This is a genomic window from Pedobacter frigoris, assembly GCF_032678645.1.
In the GTDB taxonomy this organism is placed as follows: Bacteria; Bacteroidota; Bacteroidia; order Sphingobacteriales; family Sphingobacteriaceae; genus Pedobacter; species Pedobacter frigoris_A.
In genome coordinates this window covers 1-17,506 of sequence record NZ_JAVTSP010000006.1, presented here as the reverse complement: position 1 = coordinate 17,506, position 17,506 = coordinate 1, and the positions used below count along the sequence as shown (strand labels likewise).

Genomic DNA, 17,506 nt, shown 5'->3' with positions numbered 1-17,506 from the left:
GTTTGGGGTTACAACTTTTTGGCTATATTTGTGCAATTATTAAGTCAATGCAAAAGAGAACCCTGCTAGACGGTCAAAAATTCCAGATCACAATTAAGAGACTTTGTCATCAATTAATTGAGAACCACATCGATTTTTCGAATACTGTTTTAATCGGCATCCAACCAAGAGGAAGCTATTTCGCTGACAGAGTACAGCAAGAACTTTCACTGATCCTTAAAAAAACCAATATCAAAAAGGGAAATCTGGATATTACTTTTTTCAGAGATGATTTTAGGAGGAAAGATGGAATTGTTTCAGCAAACAGCAATACTATAGACTTCATTATAGAAGGGAAAAATGTAATCCTTATAGACGATGTTTTGTGGACAGGCCGTACGATCAGAGCGGCTATGGATGCTTTGCTAGCTTATGGAAGACCGGCAAAAGTAGAACTCATGGTTTTGATTGACAGGCGTTTTTCAAGGCAACTACCTATAGAGCCTGACTATATCGGTCAGCAGGTGGACAGCTTAAACTCTCAACAAGTTAAAGTGAGCTGGAAAGAGACAGAAGGAGAAGACAAAGTTATCTTATTATCAGAAAGCAATAAATAATATGGCAGTAGAAAAATTATCAACCAGACATCTTTTAGGTATCAAAGATATTAACCGAAATGATATTGAATTGATTTTTGAAACTGCCGATAATTTTAAAGATGTAATTAACCGCCCTATAAAAAAGGTTCCATCTTTAAGAGACATCACCATTGCAAATATTTTCTTTGAAAACTCTACCCGCACAAAATTATCTTTTGAACTGGCAGAAAAAAGGCTTTCTGCTGATGTTGTTAACTTCGCGGCATCATCATCATCTGTAAGTAAAGGCGAAACCTTAATAGATACCGTTAACAATATACTTGCTATGAAAGTAGATATGGTGGTAATGAGACATCCATACGCAGGAGCAGGTCAGTTTTTGAGCAGACATATTAAAGCACAAATTGTAAATGCAGGTGACGGTGCACATGAACATCCTACCCAGGCCTTGTTAGATGCTTTTTCTATTCGTCAAAAACTAGGAGATGTAGCCGGTAAAAAGGTAGTCATTGTTGGTGATATCCTACACTCAAGGGTGGCAATATCAAATATCCTTTGCTTACAAAAACTTGGCGCAGAAGTAATGGTATGCGGCCCTACTACCTTGATTCCTAAATACATTGAAGGCTTAGGAGTAAAGATAGAACACAACCTGATCAAAGCATTAAACTGGTGTGATGTTGCCAATATGCTTCGGATACAGCTGGAAAGACAAGACATCAAGTACTTTCCCTCTTTGAGAGAATACGCCATGATGTATGGCTTAAATAAGCAAATTCTTGACAGCCTGAACAAAGAGATTATCGTGATGCATCCAGGCCCCATTAATCGTGGCGTGGAGATCACGAGCGACGTAGCGGATAGCAAACAATCGATCATTTTGGAACAGGTGGAAAACGGCGTTGCGATAAGAATGGCTGTATTATATCTGCTTGCTTCGCAAAGAGATTAACTTCTTCTCCGAACTACATACCAATTCCTTTTTCTTTTCGTTAAACCAGTGTTATCAACACATGTTAATTTCTTGTGTTAATAAGACGTAATACTATTTTTATATTAGTAGCAACCATATTTGAAATCAGATGCAAAAAAAATACTTTTTTATACCGCTGCTATTAGCAGGTGGCTTTACCACTAGTTATGCGCAGTCAAGTACATTAGTTAATTTAAATAAGAATTACCAAACGGGTTTAGAACTGTTAGACAATGAAAAATTTGTAGCAGCAGCGCAACAGTTTAAATTGGTTGAACAAATCAGGCAGAAACCTGGAACGCAGCAGGAAAGTAATGCTGAACTATCATTAATCAAAGAGAATGCAAAATTCTATGCTGCTGTTTGTGCCCTTGAACTGGGCAATAGTGATGCAGAAAGCCTGTTCCAGGATTTCATCAGAGATTATCCATTAAACCCTAATACAAAGCTTGCTTACTTCCACGTTGGAAAATCATATTTTGCACAAAAGAACTATACAAAAGCTTTAGAATGGTTTGAAAAAACGGATCCTTCTACCCTATCGGGAAAACAACGATTGGAATACCAGTTCAAACAAGGTTATGCTTATTTTACAAAGAATGACAATGAAAAAGCTGAGCCTTTGTTCGAGGCTGTAAAAAAAGAAAAATCTCCATTTCAAGAGAGCGCTACTTACTATTTCGCATATATTAATTATCTGAATAAGGAATATAAAACTGCACTAAACAATTTTGAAAAGCTGAAGGGTTCTCCAACCTATGAGGCCAGCTACCCCTATTACATCACTTCCATGTACTACCTGGATGAGCGCTATGATGATGTAATAAACTATGCCATTCCCATTCTAAAAAACTCGAAGCAGCAATATGAAGCAGAAATGCTAAGCCTTATTGCAGCATCATACTTTGCCAAATCTGACTATATCAATGCCGAAAAATATTTCAAGGATTTCTATGCGGCAGATAAATCAGCAAATAAGAACAACCTTTTTATTTATCAATACGGATATTCTCTATTTGAATTGAAAAAATATTCGGAATCTGTTAGTGTACTGGAAAAACTAAATTCAGATGATATCTATCTGCAAAGTGGTATGTATACGCTTGGCCGGTCGTTTATTCAGCTAAAGAACAAAGAAAAAGCAAGAAGTGCATTCTTCAGGGCATCAAGATTAGATTTCGACAAGGTCATTCAGGAAGAATCATGGATTAATTACGCCCGTCTGAGTTATGAACTTGAATTTAATCAACAGGCACTTGAGGCCACTCAAAACTTCTTAAAGCAGTTTCCCAGTTCCCGCAAGGCAAATGACGCAAAGACCTTACTGGGAGAAATTCTGCTAACGAGTAAAAATTATCAGGCTGCAATCGATATTCTTGAACCAATACCGAACAAATCACCTGAGGCAAAGGAGGCTTATCAAAAAGTAACCTATTTCAGGGGGCTTGAGTTTTATAATGAACGTGCATTTCCTAATGCACTTTCTATGTTCCTTCGCTCGGAGAAATTTCCTCAGGATGAAGAAATCCTTGCACTAAGTACTTATTGGAAAGCAGAAGCTTCATATGAGCTGAGAAAATTTGGCGAGGCGGTTAAAAACTTTGAGCTTTTCCTAGATATGCCTGGAGCAGACAAAACAGGGGTGTACAACTTTGCAAATTATGCATTGGCATATGCTGCTTTTGAAGATGAACGCTATGGAAAAGCTGCCACCTATTTTGAGCGCTTTTTAAGGGGTGATGATAAAGATCAGAAAACAGTTAGTGATGCGATCATCAGGCTTGCAGACTCCTACTTCGTAAATAAAAGCTATGGTAATGCACTTGTAAATTACAATAAGATCATCAGCAGCAAGGCTACCGGTGAAGACTATGCATTATTTCAACGTGGAATGATTCAGGGTCTGGAAAATCAGAATGATGCGAAAATTGCGACCATGCAAAATTTATTGAAGCAGTTTCCAGGTTCTAATTATGCAGATGACGCAGGATTTGAAACTGCATATGCTTATTCTAATAAAGGAGACTTTGAAAAATCAAAATCAGATTTGATCGCCCTGGTGAGTCAATACCCGAACAGCAGTTATGTTCCTACTGCATTGGTAACCATTGGTCTGGCTCACTACAACCTGGATAAAGATGAAGAAGCTTTAGAATCTTTTAAAAAGGTAATCAGGGATTACCCAAGTAGTGAGGAAGCTAAGCAGGCTTTGGAATCTATTAAAAACATTTATGTAGACAGAGGTGATTCAGAAGGTTTCATTGCATATGCAGGAACTACTCCTCTGGGGAATTATTCAACTGCTGAGCAGGATAACATTGTTTTTCAGGCCGCTAGTAACCGCTACTTAAAAGGAGACGCCAAAGGAGCATTTGAGGCTATCAATGCTTATTTTGATAAATTCCCGAAAGCAATCCATGATAAAGAGGCGAAATTTATAAGAGCCGAGTCACTGGTTAAGTTAGGTCGCCCTATCGAAGCAGTCCCCGATTATGAATATATCCTCAACGATTGGACCAGTGATTATACAGAGCGTTCATTGGTGAGCATCTCTAAACTTTTCCTGGATCAGAAAAAGTATAATGAAGCAATTGTATATCTAAAAAGATTAGAAACTACAGCGGACTATAAAGTGCATTACACTTATGCCCTTAATAATCTATTAAAGGCTTATGACGCATTAAATATGCCTGATGATATTCTAAAATATGTACAGCTGATCAAAGAATCTGAAAAATCTTCCGAAGAAGAAAAAAATAGCTCAGATCTATACGCAGGTAAGGCTTATTTATTAAAAGCAGATACAACGCTTGCGGTAAAAGCATTTAATACAGTGGTGAGTAAAACAAAAACCCTGGCAGCCGCAGAAGCTAAATACAATGTAGCTGCTGTACAGTATGCCAAAGGTGATTATAAAACCTCAACAAAAACTTGTTTTGATCTGATCAACAATATGCCTTCTTATGACTATTGGGTAGCTAAATCATTTATATTATTAGCCGACAACTATGTGGCCCTAAAAGACAATTTGCAAGCAAAAAGTACCCTTCTTAGTTTGATAGACAACTACGAAGGAAATGATGACATTGTTTCAACTGCTAAGGCCAAACTTGAAAAAATTAAATAAGATTAAGAGACATGAGATTTACTAAAATAATATACAGTACCCTTTTCGTTATTACAGCAGGAGTTTTAAGTTTAAAAGCACAGGATCCAAAGACAGCAGAAAAGAAAACTGAAGAAAAGGCCGTAACGGAAGAAATTGAAGTTGTAAGGCCTTATAAACCTGTTCTGGCCGAAGCAGTAAAACTGCGTAGAAGTCCGGACTTAAATGATGTAAAAACATATAAAGCAAAGTTCAGTTATAACCTGACTGATAGAAAACTGGAATTAAACTCAGATATCAATAAGCTACAAGCACAAGAAGTTGCGGCTGAAAGAGAAGCGGAGTTAATTAATAACTATGTTAAGGGTGCTTTTGGATCTGCCAGGACGATATTGGGCGAAGCGTATGTAAACATCGGAAACGATCCGGCCCTGCAAGCGGGTGCATATTTTCAGCATTTCGGACAATCAGGAAAATTGAATAAACAACAATCTGATCAGCAAAAAATAAGTGTATTTGGGAGAAGCATAGGTGAAATGAGCACCATGAGCGGTAGAGTTAACTTCCAGAGAAACGGCCTGTTTTTTTATGGAATTGATAAAGCCAACCCTTCTTTGAACCCAAACCCTCAAAAGCAAGTATTGAACTTCTTCGAGGCAGAAGGTGAAATTGTAAATAAATATACTGAAGATCCAGACGCTTTAAGTTACGCGGCCAAGCTAAACGGGTACATTTGGAGTGATAAGTATAGTGCTAAAGAAAACTCCATCGTATTAAATGGTTATTTAAACAAACGCATCAGCAAATTCAATCTTGGACTGGCTGCCTCGGCGGAATTTGGAAGTACTAAAGATTCAATCACCAAAATTGGCAATAACCTGTTGAAATTAAACCCCTATATCAGATTACAGGCCAGTGGTGTAAAAATAACAGCGGGAATTAATTTCGTTCAGGAGTTTGGAGATGTTTCTTCAAGCAGGATATTCCCAGCAGTAACAGCAGATTTTACACTAATACCTGATTACCTTCAAATATTTGGAGAAGTCAAAGGTGATGTTAGCAGAAATTCTCTAAAGCTATTTACTGATGATAATCCTTTTCTAAACAGCAACATAAACATCAGGAACAGTGTTGAAAAACTTAGCATAAGTGGAGGTATTAAAGGGACAGGTGGACCTGGATTCGGATATAAAGCAAAGGTTTATCATAAAAGAATTGAAGACATGCCTCTATTTGTAAATAACTTTGGCAACTTTAATAAATTCGATGTTATTTATGATTTTGGTACCATGAAACTCGTTGGTCTGGAAGGAGAATTATCAGTACAGGTAAGCGACGAGTTAAAATGGACAGGCAAGTTAAATTTTGAAGACTACAAACCTGCTGCTGAAACACAGAGCTGGTTTAAACCGCAAATGCGCTTAAGCTCTAATTTAAGTTATGTAATCAATAAAAAACTAACATTGGATGCTTCTGTCGCAATTCAAGACGACAGTAAAGCTAAAATTTACACAGCAGCACCTGCTAATCCATACCTTATTCCAGATCCGGCAAATGAAAAAGTGGTTACAGTTAAAGGATTTGTTGACCTTGGAGCTGGCGTAAGTTATAAGATCAACAATAAGTTTTCTGCATTCGCAAGAGCCAATAATTTATTGAACACTTCATATAGCAGATACCTGCATTATGAAACAATTGGAATGAATATCTTTGGAGGAATCAGTTATTCATTCTAATGGCTTTTTAATTAATAATTGGTTGATACGGAATTAAAATTTATTTTTACCAGAATGGAGATCTTATCATACCTTACTGAACTTGTAAAAACCCGTAAAGAAGTGGGCATTCCTGGAGTAGGGACTTTTTATAAAAAAAAATCTCCCGGAAGATATGATGCTGATACTCATTCATTTCTTCCCCCAAGCTATACCCTTGATTTTACTCTCGAGGTGAGAGAACACGAATCGCTGGCCAGTTATGTTTCACTTCAAAAGAATATTTCTTTTGAATCAGCGAGTTATCATGTAGATCAGTTTTCGGAAACTATTCAAAAACATTTATCTGAGCATAAAACTGCTGATTTTGCTGAAATAGGCAAGCTATCTATCAAAGACAACCATTTGGTTTTTGATGCTAAAGGTGAATCAAATATTGGATTTGAATCCTATGGTTTACCAAGCTTTAAAGAGGAAATAAATGAACCTTTTGCAGATCATCAAACTGCTGATGACATACCACAGGTTACTGAAGAGCAGCTAATACTTGAAGACCACAATGCTGATCTTAGTGATGGTTCCGGAAATTTTGATGAAACACATCACGAAGAAAAGGATATTGATGAGCAGGAAACATATGAAGAGATTTCAGAGATTAAACCTGAGGTTCAATCTATTATACCAACACCGTCTGCCTTAATTGAAACACCGGAAGGATTAGATGATACTGAAGAGGAAAGTAAAAAACCTTTCTATACAACCTCTGCTGATCCCGGTAGTGTCTGGACGTTTAATCAAAACTCTACATCAAGTCCAAAAAAGGAAACTATTACCGAAGAACCTGTTGAAAATAACGATACTAAGCCAACATCTTATTTAAAAATAATTCTAGCTCTCGCCGGAGTTATTTTACTGGTATTGATTGCACTCTATTTCTTTAAACCAGAGGTTTTTAAAGGAGTAACAGAAAAAAAGCCTGATCATTCGGTTGATTCAACATCGAATAAAAAGATTGAAGGGTTAAAAAGAGATTCGTTGGCATCTGTTGACAGTCTCAAAAAAATAATTCCTCCTACTAATACATTAAAAGATTCTGTAAAAGCTATTTCAGTCCCGATAGATACAGCAATATCTTATGAAATTATTGCTGCTTCTTTGCTGAACAAAAAAGAGGCTGATAGATTTTTGCAGGACATGAAAAGAAAAGGAATCCCAGCTAAAGTCGCCGATATGCCAGGAAAGAGAGTTAAGATCAGCATAGGTACTTTTACAGATGAAGTAACTGCTAAAAATGAACTCGAGAGGCTAAGAGAGACAACAAAAATTCCTGGAATTTATATTTATCCAATTAAACACACACACAAACCATAATAAATATGATCGCATTATTACAAGGTGCCACTGATACCGCCAACCAACTTGTTGACACTGCTAACAATTTAACACAAGCCGTTACTACAGCACCCCCTGAACTTCACTTTATTGACTTGCTATTTAAGGGTGGATGGGTTATGCTTCCGCTTGCTTTCTTAGCCTTCCTTGGATTGGTAATTTTTGTTGAAAGATACTTAACCATAAGAAAGGCTTCTAAAACTGAATCCAATCTGATGCTTCAGATCAAACAATACATACATGACGGTCGTCTTGAGAACGCAATTGCGCTATGCCGCAATAACAATTCTCCTTTAGCAAGAATGCTTGAAAAAGGGCTAAAACGTATTGGAAGACCGATAAAAGATATCGAAGCGGCTATTGAGAACAATGGTAAACTCGAAGTATCTAAACTTGAAAAAAACATCGGCGTTCTGGGTATTATTGCTGGTATTGCACCTATGCTTGGTTTCGTGGGTACAATTATCGGAGTTATTACCATCTTTCATGATGTATCGATAAAAGGAGCGATAGAAATCGGAACAATTTCCGGTGGTCTTTATACAAAGATGATCACTTCTGCTACTGGTCTGATCATTGGTATTATAGCCTATGTATTGTATCATATTTTAAATATGATGGTTGAAAGAATCATCTTACGAATGGAAACTGATGCAATTGAATTTATTGATCTATTAGAGGAGCCAGGAAAATAATGAATCTACGCAAAAGAAATAAAGGAACGGTAGAGGTACATACTTCAGCGTTGAATGACATTATGTTCTTCCTGCTTTTGTTTTTTCTATTAGCATCTGCTGTAGTTAATCCGAAAGTAGTTAAGTTGCTATTGCCCCGTTCAGAATCTGGACAACAATCTAATGCTCAAAAAACCGTTACAGTATCTATAGACGAAAAGTTAAATTATTTTGTAGATAAGCAACCTACTACCCTTGAAAATCTCCAGACCGCTATTGAGACTTATCAAAAAGCAGCTCCGGATTTAACAATTGTACTCTATGTTGCAAGGGGTGTTTCAATTGAAAATACGATGCTTGTATTTGACGTGGCCAACAAGTTAAAATTAAAAGTTGTTTTAGCTGTAGAACCGAAGAAATAATGACTTATTCTAAAGAAGAAAACAATTATCCAAAGGCACTGGCAATATCTACCGGTATCATGGCTCTATTGCTTGCTTTGAGTTTTTTCATTGTGATCGGAAGCTTTGAGCCAGTAGAAGAAGCAGGTATGGGCGGTATTGTAGTCAACTACGGTACTTCGGTAGAAGGAATGGGTACAGATTACACAAGTATAGAAGAGCCTTCTGCAGATCCTAATGCCAATAACAAACCGCCAGATAAGGTAGTCCCTACAGAGCCAAAACCCGAAACCAATGTATCAGAAAACACTGCAAAGGAGATCGTAACACAGAATTCTGAAGAGGCGGTTAGCATCAATACCAAAACAACTACCAAAACATCTGCCCCTACCGCATCTACTGAAACGAAACCGGCTAAACCAGTGATCAATCAAAATGCACTTTATAAAGGCAAAGCAAATAAAGGTACAGGTGGTGGTGACGGTACAGGTGCCGTTCCCGGCAATCAAGGTTCAATAAATGGTGACCCATTGTCAAATAATTATGGCGAAGGAGGTTCAGGCTTTGGAGAAACACCAATTGCTTTACGAAAATTCACCAATCTGGTAACACCTCAGGATGATGGACAAAAAACGGGAAAAATTGCTGTTCGAATAAAGATTAATAAAAGCGGAATCGTAATTGATGCAACCCCTGGTGTAAAAGGAACAACGCTAAATGACAGAGAACTTTGGCAAAAATGTAAAGATGCAGTCATGGGAGCACGTCTTACTCAATCTGAATCGGCACCTGATGTCCAAATTGGTGTAGTTGTTTTCAATTTTAAAGTTAAATAATTCATAAGCTTTGATACTTTTGCCTTGCTAAGTCACGGTAATGAACTATACACAAACTCTTGATTATTTATACAGTAAACTACCTATGTTTACTCGTGTTGGCGTTTCTGCTTTTAAGAAAGACCTGCATAACACCATCGCCATGTGCGAAAAATTGGGCAACCCCCAAACTAAGTTTAAAAGTCTGCATGTAGGTGGTACTAATGGCAAAGGTTCTACTTCCCACATGCTCGCTGCTGTTTTCCAGAAAGCAGGCTATAAAACAGGTTTATATACTTCTCCACATTTAAAAGATTTTAGGGAACGTATCAGGATCAACGGTGAAATGGTATCCGAGGACTTCGTCACCAGCTTTGTTGATGAACAAAAGAAAATTATTGAAGAAATAAGTCCTTCGTTTTTTGAGGTGACTGTAGCAATGGCTTTCTCCTATTTTGCAAAAGAAGAAGTAGATATTGCGATCATCGAAGTAGGACTAGGCGGCCGCTTAGACTCCACAAATATCATTACTCCTGAATTATCTGTCATCACAAACATCAGTTTAGACCACACCAATATACTCGGAAATACCTATGCTGAAATAGCTGCAGAGAAAGCTGGTATTATTAAACCATCCGTTCCGGTAGTTATCGGAGAAAAAGATCCAAAAACAGATCAGATATTCATCAACAAAGCTATACTAGCTCATAGTGAAATTACCTTTGCCGACCAGGAGTTATCTCTTACCAAATCAGTTATTGAAAACGAGTTTCTAAATGTATCTATTGCTGAAAACAAGCAGCCTGTTTTTGAAGATTTAAAATTGGATCTTAACGGAACCTATCAATTAAAGAACATTTTAACAGTTATAAAATCTATTCAGATATTAAGATCCAGAGGATATAAGATAGACGACGAGGCAATTTATAGTGCTTTAAAAGCTGTGAAACAGCTTACTGGATTACAGGGCAGGTGGCAAACATTGGGAAAATCACCTTTAATCATTTGTGATACCGGACACAACATCGCCGGGATTACGGAAGTAATTCAAAACATCAACAATACTACATTTCAAAATCTTCACATCGTGATAGGGATGGTAAAAGATAAAGATATCAGTGGAGTACTGCAGCTGCTTCCAGATAGGGCCAGTTATTACTTTTGTCAGCCCCAACTGGAGAGAGCCTTGTCAGCTAATGAGCTAGCCGCCGAAGCCCTCAAATACGACCTAAAAGGAGAAGTATTCAACACGGTTTCCCAAGCTTTAACCCAGGCAAAGGCAAATGCAGGAAAAGAAGACCTTATATTTATTGGAGGAAGTACTTTTGTTGTAGCCGAAGTGCTATAAAATCTTTACACTTTAGTAATTTGTACTTAGTATTGAATTACTACCTTTAAAATCTTAACACATAATAGAATAGATGAAAAAATTTTACTTGTTCCTTACTGCGCTTGCCTTTATCAGCAGTATCTCAATCGCTCAAAAGAAAACAACAAAATCTATTGAGTCAAAACAATCCTCAGCTGATGTAAAAAGACCAAAATTAGTAATTGGAATGGTCATTGATCAAATGAGATGGGATTATTTATATCGCTTTAGCAATAGATATTCGAATGGTGGATTTAAGCGATTAATAAGAGAAGGTTTTTCTGCTGAAAATACATTTATACCCTACACTCCAACTTATACAGCCTGTGGGCACGCCAGTATCTATACTGGTTCTGTACCTGCCATTAATGGGATTATTGGAAATGATTGGTATGATTCCCAGCTGAAACGTAGTGTTTATTGCGCTGAAGATACTACAGTAACAACAGTGGGAAGTGACACAAGAGCTGGTCTGATGTCTCCAAAAAATATGTTGTCCTCTACCATTACAGATGAATTAAGATTAGCTACAAACTTCAAAAGTAAGGTAATAGGCATCTCACTTAAAGATCGAGGATCCATTTTACCCGCAGGACATACTGCAAACGCCGCTTATTGGTTTGACGGACAAAGTGGTAACTGGATTACAAGTACTTATTACACAGAGAGACTTCCGGCATGGGTAGAAGATTACAACAAACTAAAAATGGCCGATAAATTCCTGGAAAAAAACTGGAACACTTTATACCCTATAGGAACTTATAGCCTAAGTACTACTGACGACAAAGCTTATGAAGGAAAATCAAGAGGTGAGCAAGCGCCTGTATTTCCTCACCCTTTTAAGCTGTATGCCGGCAAAAACTACGAAATGATTAAAAGCATGCCATATGGAAATACCATGACTCTTGATCTGGCAAAACTTGCTATTAATTCGGAGAAATTGGGCGAAAATGGCAACACTGATTTTCTTGCTGTAAGTTGTTCATCTACCGACTACGTGGGCCACCAGTATGGTCCTAATTCTATAGAAATTGAAGATACCTACCTTAGATTAGATAAGGATCTGGAGGAATTCTTTAATTTCCTTGACAATAAATATGGAAAAGGCAACTATCTGTTCTTTATCTCGGCAGATCATGGTGCTGCACATGCTCCAGGGTTCTTGGAAGAGAATAAACTTCCGGGCGGTACATTTGGTGATTCACAAATGATCAAAAAATTAAACACATTATTTGAATCAAAATATAATATTAAAAAAACCATTGTAACCTCCACCAACAGCCAAATCGTGTTCAACCATGAAGCTATTGAAGAAGCTAAAGCTGATTACGATGCCATTAAAAGAACAACTATTGCTGAATTCAGAAAATTACCTGAAGTGGCAGACGCATTTGATCTGAGCAAACTCTCTGAAGCAACTTTAGTAGAACCTTTGAAAAAAGCTATCACCAATGGCTACAATGCACGCCGAAGCGGAGATATTTATGTCCTTTTAAGACCAGGAGTGCTTGCCGGATCTAAAACGGGCACCACTCATGGCAGTGGATATCCATATGATTACCATATTCCATGTGTTTTCATGGGCTGGAATGTAAAGCCAGGAAAAACGAATAAAACACATTATATGACTGACATTGCTGCAACTATAGCTGCAATGCTCCACATTCAAATGCCTAGCGGATGTGTAGGGGAACCTATCACAGAGTTAACGCATCAGTTTTAATAACTAGAATTTATAAAAAGGCCGCTCAGAGTTGATCTGAGCGGCCTTTTTTTATTCGCAGGATAAGCTTTATACTTAGTGTATTTTGCCCCTGCCAAAATAACCTCCCAAGGTTACTTTTTACTTAACTTTACCTACCGAATATAAAGTCTCCTATGGAAAACATTGAAATCTATAAACCTAAACATAAAATACGTTTTGTAACTGCTGCTGCACTTTTTGATGGCCATGACGCAACTATTAATATCATGCGTCGTATTCTTCAATCTTCTGGTGCTGAGGTCATACACTTAGGTCATAATCGCTCTGTTGATGAAGTGGTCAACTGTGCCATTCAGGAGGATGTACAAGGCATTGCAATGACTTCTTATCAGGGTGGACATATCGAATATTTCAAGTATATGTACGATTTGCTACAGGAACGTGGTGCACCACATATCAAAATATTCGGAGGAGGTGGTGGAGTAATATTACCTTCTGAAATTGCTGAATTACAGGATTATGGCATAACTAGAATTTATTCTCCTGATGACGGCAGAAAAATGGGACTTCAGGGCATGATCAACAATATGCTGGAACAAACCGATTTCATTACAACTAAATCTTTCAATGACGAACTCAAAACAATACCCGGGAAAAATATAAAAAGTATTGCTTCAGCGATAACAATTGCCGAAAATGACCCTGAAGCTGCTCAACCTTTTGTAGACAAACTTAAAGCACTATCTGTCAACAATAATGCTCCCGTTCTTGGCATCACTGGGACTGGAGGATCCGGAAAGTCTTCTTTGGTCGATGAACTGGTCAGACGTTTTTTGATCGAAGTCAAGGACAAAACACTGGCAATTATATCTGTAGACCCATCTAAACGGAAGACTGGTGGAGCATTGCTTGGCGACAGGATCCGAATGAATGCCATCAACAATTCAAGGATCTACATGCGCTCACTTGCTACCAGGCAGGCAAACCTTGCACTTTCCAAAAACGTACAGGAAAGCATTGATATCTGCAAAGCAGCAGGTTATGATCTGATTATAGTAGAAACATCCGGAATAGGTCAGTCAGACACTGAAATTACTGAGCATTGCGACGTTTCTTTATATGTGATGACACCTGAGTTTGGTGCTGCAACGCAGCTGGAAAAAATAGACATGCTCGACTTTGCAGATCTGGTCGCGATCAATAAGTTTGATAAACGAGGAGCATTAGACGCTTTACGCGATGTTCGTAAGCAATACAAGCGAAACCACAACCTCTTTGATGCCAAAGATGAAGCAATACCCGTTTATGGAACCATGGCATCTCAATTTAACGACCCTGGCATGAACAGTTTGTTCACATCTTTAATGCACAAAATCAAAGAGAAAACAGGGGTCGACTTCAATCCTCAAATGGAGTTAATCGCGGGAACATCAGAGAAAATCTATATCATTCCACCCGACCGCACACGCTATCTTGCTGAAATCGCAGAAGCCAGTCAGACCTATGATGAATGGGTAAATAAACAAAGTAACATCGCACGCAAATTATACCAGCTTCAAGGCGTGATGAGCTTATCAAAGGATGAAAAAATTATCGGTGTAAATAGTGGGCAGCATATTTATGATACCCTTCAAGATGCCTATCAACATCTGGAAGAACAGCTAGATGGTGAATGTAAACGTTTACTCCGACAGTGGCCAGATACGAAGATAAAGTACAAGCAAGAGTTTTTTGTATATAAGGTACGTGACAAAGAAATAAAGCAGCCATTATTTTATGAATCTTTATCAAAACTAAAAATCCCTAAAGTATCCCTACCCCGTTATGAAGACTGGGGAGATATACTCACATGGTTACTTACTGAAAATGTACCAGGTGAATTTCCTTATGCAGCAGGTGTATTCCCATTAAAGCGTGACGGAGAAGATCCTACTCGTATGTTTGCCGGTGAAGGTGGTCCTGAAAGAACCAATAAAAGATTCCACTATGTATCACTTGGACAACCTGCACACCGATTATCAACCGCTTTTGATTCTGTAACCTTATATGGTGAAGACCCGCATATCAGACCTGATATCTATGGTAAAATAGGCAATTCTGGAGTAAGCATCGCTACTCTGGATGATGCAAAAAAACTCTATTCCGGTTTTGATCTCTGCGCTGCATCTACCTCCGTATCTATGACCATAAATGGCCCGGCCCCTATGCTACTTGGCTTTTTCATGAATGCAGCCATTGATCAGCAGTGTGAAAAATACATTGTAGAAAACAAATTGGAGAAAGAAGTAATCGCCAAAATTGATGCAATATATAAAGCAAAAGGAATTACCAAACCAAGCTATAACGGCACATTACCAGAAGGAAATAATGGTTTAGGGTTGATGCTATTAGGTGTAACAGGAGACCAAGTATTACCTGCTGAAGTTTATAACAACATCAAAGCCTATGCAATCAGTACAGTGAGGGGTACTGTTCAGGCCGATATCCTGAAAGAAGATCAGGCACAGAATACCTGCATTTTCTCCACCGAATTCGCACTAAGAATGATGGGCGATATTCAAAATTATTTCATTACTGAAAAAGTACGTAATTTCTATTCAGTTTCAATTTCCGGATATCATATTGCAGAGGCCGGTGCCAACCCCATCTCACAACTTGCATTTACTTTAAGTAATGGCTTTACTTTTGTAGAATATTACCTGAGCAGAGAAATGAATATAGATGATTTTGCGCCAAATCTATCCTTCTTCTTCTCCAACGGAATTGACCCGGAGTATTCTGTAATTGGCCGTGTAGCCAGAAGAATTTGGGCAAAAGCGATTAAAAACAAGTACAAAGGTAATGACAGATCTCAAAAGCTAAAATACCATATCCAAACTTCCGGACGTTCATTACACGCCCAGGAAATAGACTTCAATGATATCCGTACTACACTCCAGGCGCTCTACGCTATCTACGACAATTGTAATTCTCTCCATACCAATGCATATGATGAGGCCATCACCACTCCTACTGAAGAATCTGTACGCAGGGCAATGGCTATACAACTGATCATAAATCGCGAGCTTGGGCTTGCTAAAAATGAAAACCCCTTACAGGGTGCCTTTATCATCGAGGATCTCACAGATCTCGTAGAAGAAGCTGTCCTCTTGGAATTCAAGCGCATCAACGACCGCGGTGGTGTACTTGGTGCCATGGAAACGATGTATCAAAGAGGAAAAATACAAGAAGAAAGTCTCTATTATGAAACCCTGAAACATACTGGTGAATATCCTATTGTTGGTGTCAATACTTTCCTAAATAAGAATGGATCACCAACTATAGTACCTGGAGAAGTTATCAGAGCAACTGAAGATGAAAAGCAATATCAGATAAGCGCTTTAAAGGCTTTTCAGGAACGTAATGCAGATCATACTGCTGAAGTACTCAGAAACCTTCAAAAAACAGCTGTAGCTGGAGGAAACATATTCTCAGAGCTGATGAAAGTATGTAAGATCTGTTCGCTAGGTCAAATTTCCAATGCGTTATACGAGGTTGGCGGACAATATAGACGAAATATGTAAATCGTAATCATTAGTTTATAAACAAAGAAGCCTGAATAATTATTCAGGCTTCTTTGTTTATATCTGATTACTTAAGTACTAAGCATGAATCCAGCTAAACTTATATTCCATTGTCGGATTTTTCATACGTTCAGCAACGCGCAATAACCTTGCAGGCAAAGCCATAATATAATCACGGGCCTTTTCGCCAGCGTCATTGAGGTCGCGCATACCTTCCAGTTTCCACTCTTCAATCAACTGCTGCATAATCTCTACGTAGTCAATAGCTGTGTACACACCAAGACGTTGAGCTGCATCGGTAAAGTGACCAAAAGTCTGACCTATTTTCATTCCCATTTCACGAAGGAAATGAGCAGGCATTACGATTTTCTGACGCATCATATCTTCAAAAGCAATCATCGCTTCGTTAGGATCAACTTCAAAAATCTTGCTCATAAAGTCTTTATAAGCTTTAGCATGTCTGGCTTCGTCTGACGCGATCACTCCACACATCTTAGACAATAAAGTGTCTCCGTCCTTTTTAGCCAGCGAGGCTACTCGTCTATGAGAAATATTAGTAGCTAACTCCTGAAAACTTGTATAGATAAAATTCCTGTAAGGGTCGTGACCTGTACCTATATCAAAACCATCAGCTATTAAATACTGGGTTGAGATTTCCATCTGACGCATATCTACCCTGCCGGAAAGATATAAGTATTTATTTAGCAAATCACCATGTCTGTTTTCTTCAGCAGTCCAATGACGATTCCATCGCATCCAACCACCATCTTCTTTGCGGCTTACACCGTCTACCATGGCTAACCATGATTCATAAGTAGGCAAAGCTTCTTCTGTGATGGTATCACCAATTAATACCGCTACCAAATCATAAGATAGGTCGTTGGCATTTTCACGTAGTACTTTTATATCCTGAAAAAAAGTTTCGCTTGTTGAATCAGGCAAAAAATCAGATGGCTGCCAATTTGTGTCAATTGGTTTTAGGTATGTATGCATCATTTCAAGCATATACTTCTCTATGTGCACCATTACTTCCCCTCTTTTCTCTGCGAAAAAACTCATTCGTTTTATATTTAATAAATTCAGTTCAAATATAACCAAAAAATATGGCATACTATTTATGTGAGCAGTAATTTATTTAGAGTAGTCAAACTTCTATATCATGCAAAAGCAAAATATCTAACATGAGTATACCAGTACGAAGAGGTGCTGAATAAG

General features: G+C 38.0%; 12 protein-coding genes. 11 read left to right on the top strand and 1 reads right to left on the bottom strand.

Features of this window, described 5'->3' with window-relative positions; all coding sequences use genetic code 11:
• Nucleotides 1–47: 47 nt before the first annotated feature.
• The 11 genes from pyrR to R2Q78_RS17495 all read left to right on the top strand — a co-directional run bounded on the left by pyrR (nucleotide 48) and on the right by R2Q78_RS17495 (nucleotide 16,291).
• The gene (gene pyrR / locus R2Q78_RS17545) at nucleotides 48–596 is read left to right on the top strand and encodes a bifunctional pyr operon transcriptional regulator/uracil phosphoribosyltransferase PyrR (RefSeq protein WP_316793850.1); all 549 of its coding nucleotides are present in this window, start codon (nucleotides 48–50) and stop codon (nucleotides 594–596) included.
• A 1-nt stretch (nucleotide 597) separates the two neighbouring features.
• Entirely contained in the window at nucleotides 598–1,530 is a 933-nt protein-coding gene (locus R2Q78_RS17540) for an aspartate carbamoyltransferase catalytic subunit (protein ID WP_316793849.1), read from the top strand.
• A gap of 130 nt (nucleotides 1,531–1,660) precedes the next feature.
• Nucleotides 1,661–4,678, top strand: coding sequence for a tetratricopeptide repeat protein (locus tag R2Q78_RS17535; RefSeq protein ID WP_316793848.1), 3,018 nt, complete (start codon nucleotides 1,661–1,663; stop codon nucleotides 4,676–4,678).
• Between the two features lie 11 nt (nucleotides 4,679–4,689).
• Nucleotides 4,690–6,393: a TonB-dependent receptor gene (locus R2Q78_RS17530; protein ID WP_316793847.1), complete on the top strand. Its 1,704-nt coding sequence runs from the start codon at nucleotides 4,690–4,692 to the stop codon at nucleotides 6,391–6,393.
• Between the two features lie 54 nt (nucleotides 6,394–6,447).
• Complete coding sequence (locus tag R2Q78_RS17525; RefSeq protein WP_316793846.1) at nucleotides 6,448–7,743, top strand: SPOR domain-containing protein; 1,296 nt, start codon at nucleotides 6,448–6,450, stop codon at nucleotides 7,741–7,743.
• Nucleotides 7,744–7,748: 5 nt separating this feature from the next.
• Nucleotides 7,749–8,459 (top strand): MotA/TolQ/ExbB proton channel family protein, encoded by a 711-nt coding sequence (locus tag R2Q78_RS17520; protein WP_136837481.1) that lies wholly within the window; start codon nucleotides 7,749–7,751, stop codon nucleotides 8,457–8,459.
• On the top strand, nucleotides 8,459–8,860 hold the full coding sequence (locus R2Q78_RS17515; RefSeq protein ID WP_316793845.1) for a biopolymer transporter ExbD: 402 nt from the start codon (nucleotides 8,459–8,461) through the stop codon (nucleotides 8,858–8,860). The genes R2Q78_RS17520 and R2Q78_RS17515 overlap by 1 nt, the downstream gene beginning before the upstream one ends.
• Complete coding sequence (locus R2Q78_RS17510) at nucleotides 8,860–9,675, top strand: energy transducer TonB (RefSeq protein ID WP_316793844.1); 816 nt, start codon at nucleotides 8,860–8,862, stop codon at nucleotides 9,673–9,675. The genes R2Q78_RS17515 and R2Q78_RS17510 overlap by 1 nt, the downstream gene beginning before the upstream one ends.
• A 40-nt stretch (nucleotides 9,676–9,715) precedes the next feature.
• Nucleotides 9,716–11,002: a folylpolyglutamate synthase/dihydrofolate synthase family protein gene (locus tag R2Q78_RS17505; protein WP_316793843.1), complete on the top strand. Its 1,287-nt coding sequence runs from the start codon at nucleotides 9,716–9,718 to the stop codon at nucleotides 11,000–11,002.
• A 73-nt stretch (nucleotides 11,003–11,075) separates the two neighbouring features.
• Nucleotides 11,076–12,746, top strand: coding sequence for an alkaline phosphatase PafA (pafA, locus tag R2Q78_RS17500; protein ID WP_316793842.1), 1,671 nt, complete (start codon nucleotides 11,076–11,078; stop codon nucleotides 12,744–12,746).
• Nucleotides 12,747–12,901: 155 nt separating this feature from the next.
• Nucleotides 12,902–16,291, top strand: a complete 3,390-nt coding sequence (locus R2Q78_RS17495; RefSeq protein ID WP_316793841.1) for a methylmalonyl-CoA mutase family protein — start codon at nucleotides 12,902–12,904, stop codon at nucleotides 16,289–16,291.
• Nucleotides 16,292–16,369: 78 nt separating this feature from the next.
• Here R2Q78_RS17495 and R2Q78_RS17490 read toward each other — a convergent pair whose 3' ends face one another.
• Nucleotides 16,370–17,350 carry an acyl-ACP desaturase gene (locus R2Q78_RS17490; protein ID WP_316793840.1) on the bottom strand — a complete coding sequence of 327 codons (981 nt, stop codon included), beginning with the start codon at nucleotides 17,348–17,350 and terminating at the stop codon, nucleotides 16,370–16,372.
• Between the last annotated feature and the right edge of the window lie 156 nt (nucleotides 17,351–17,506).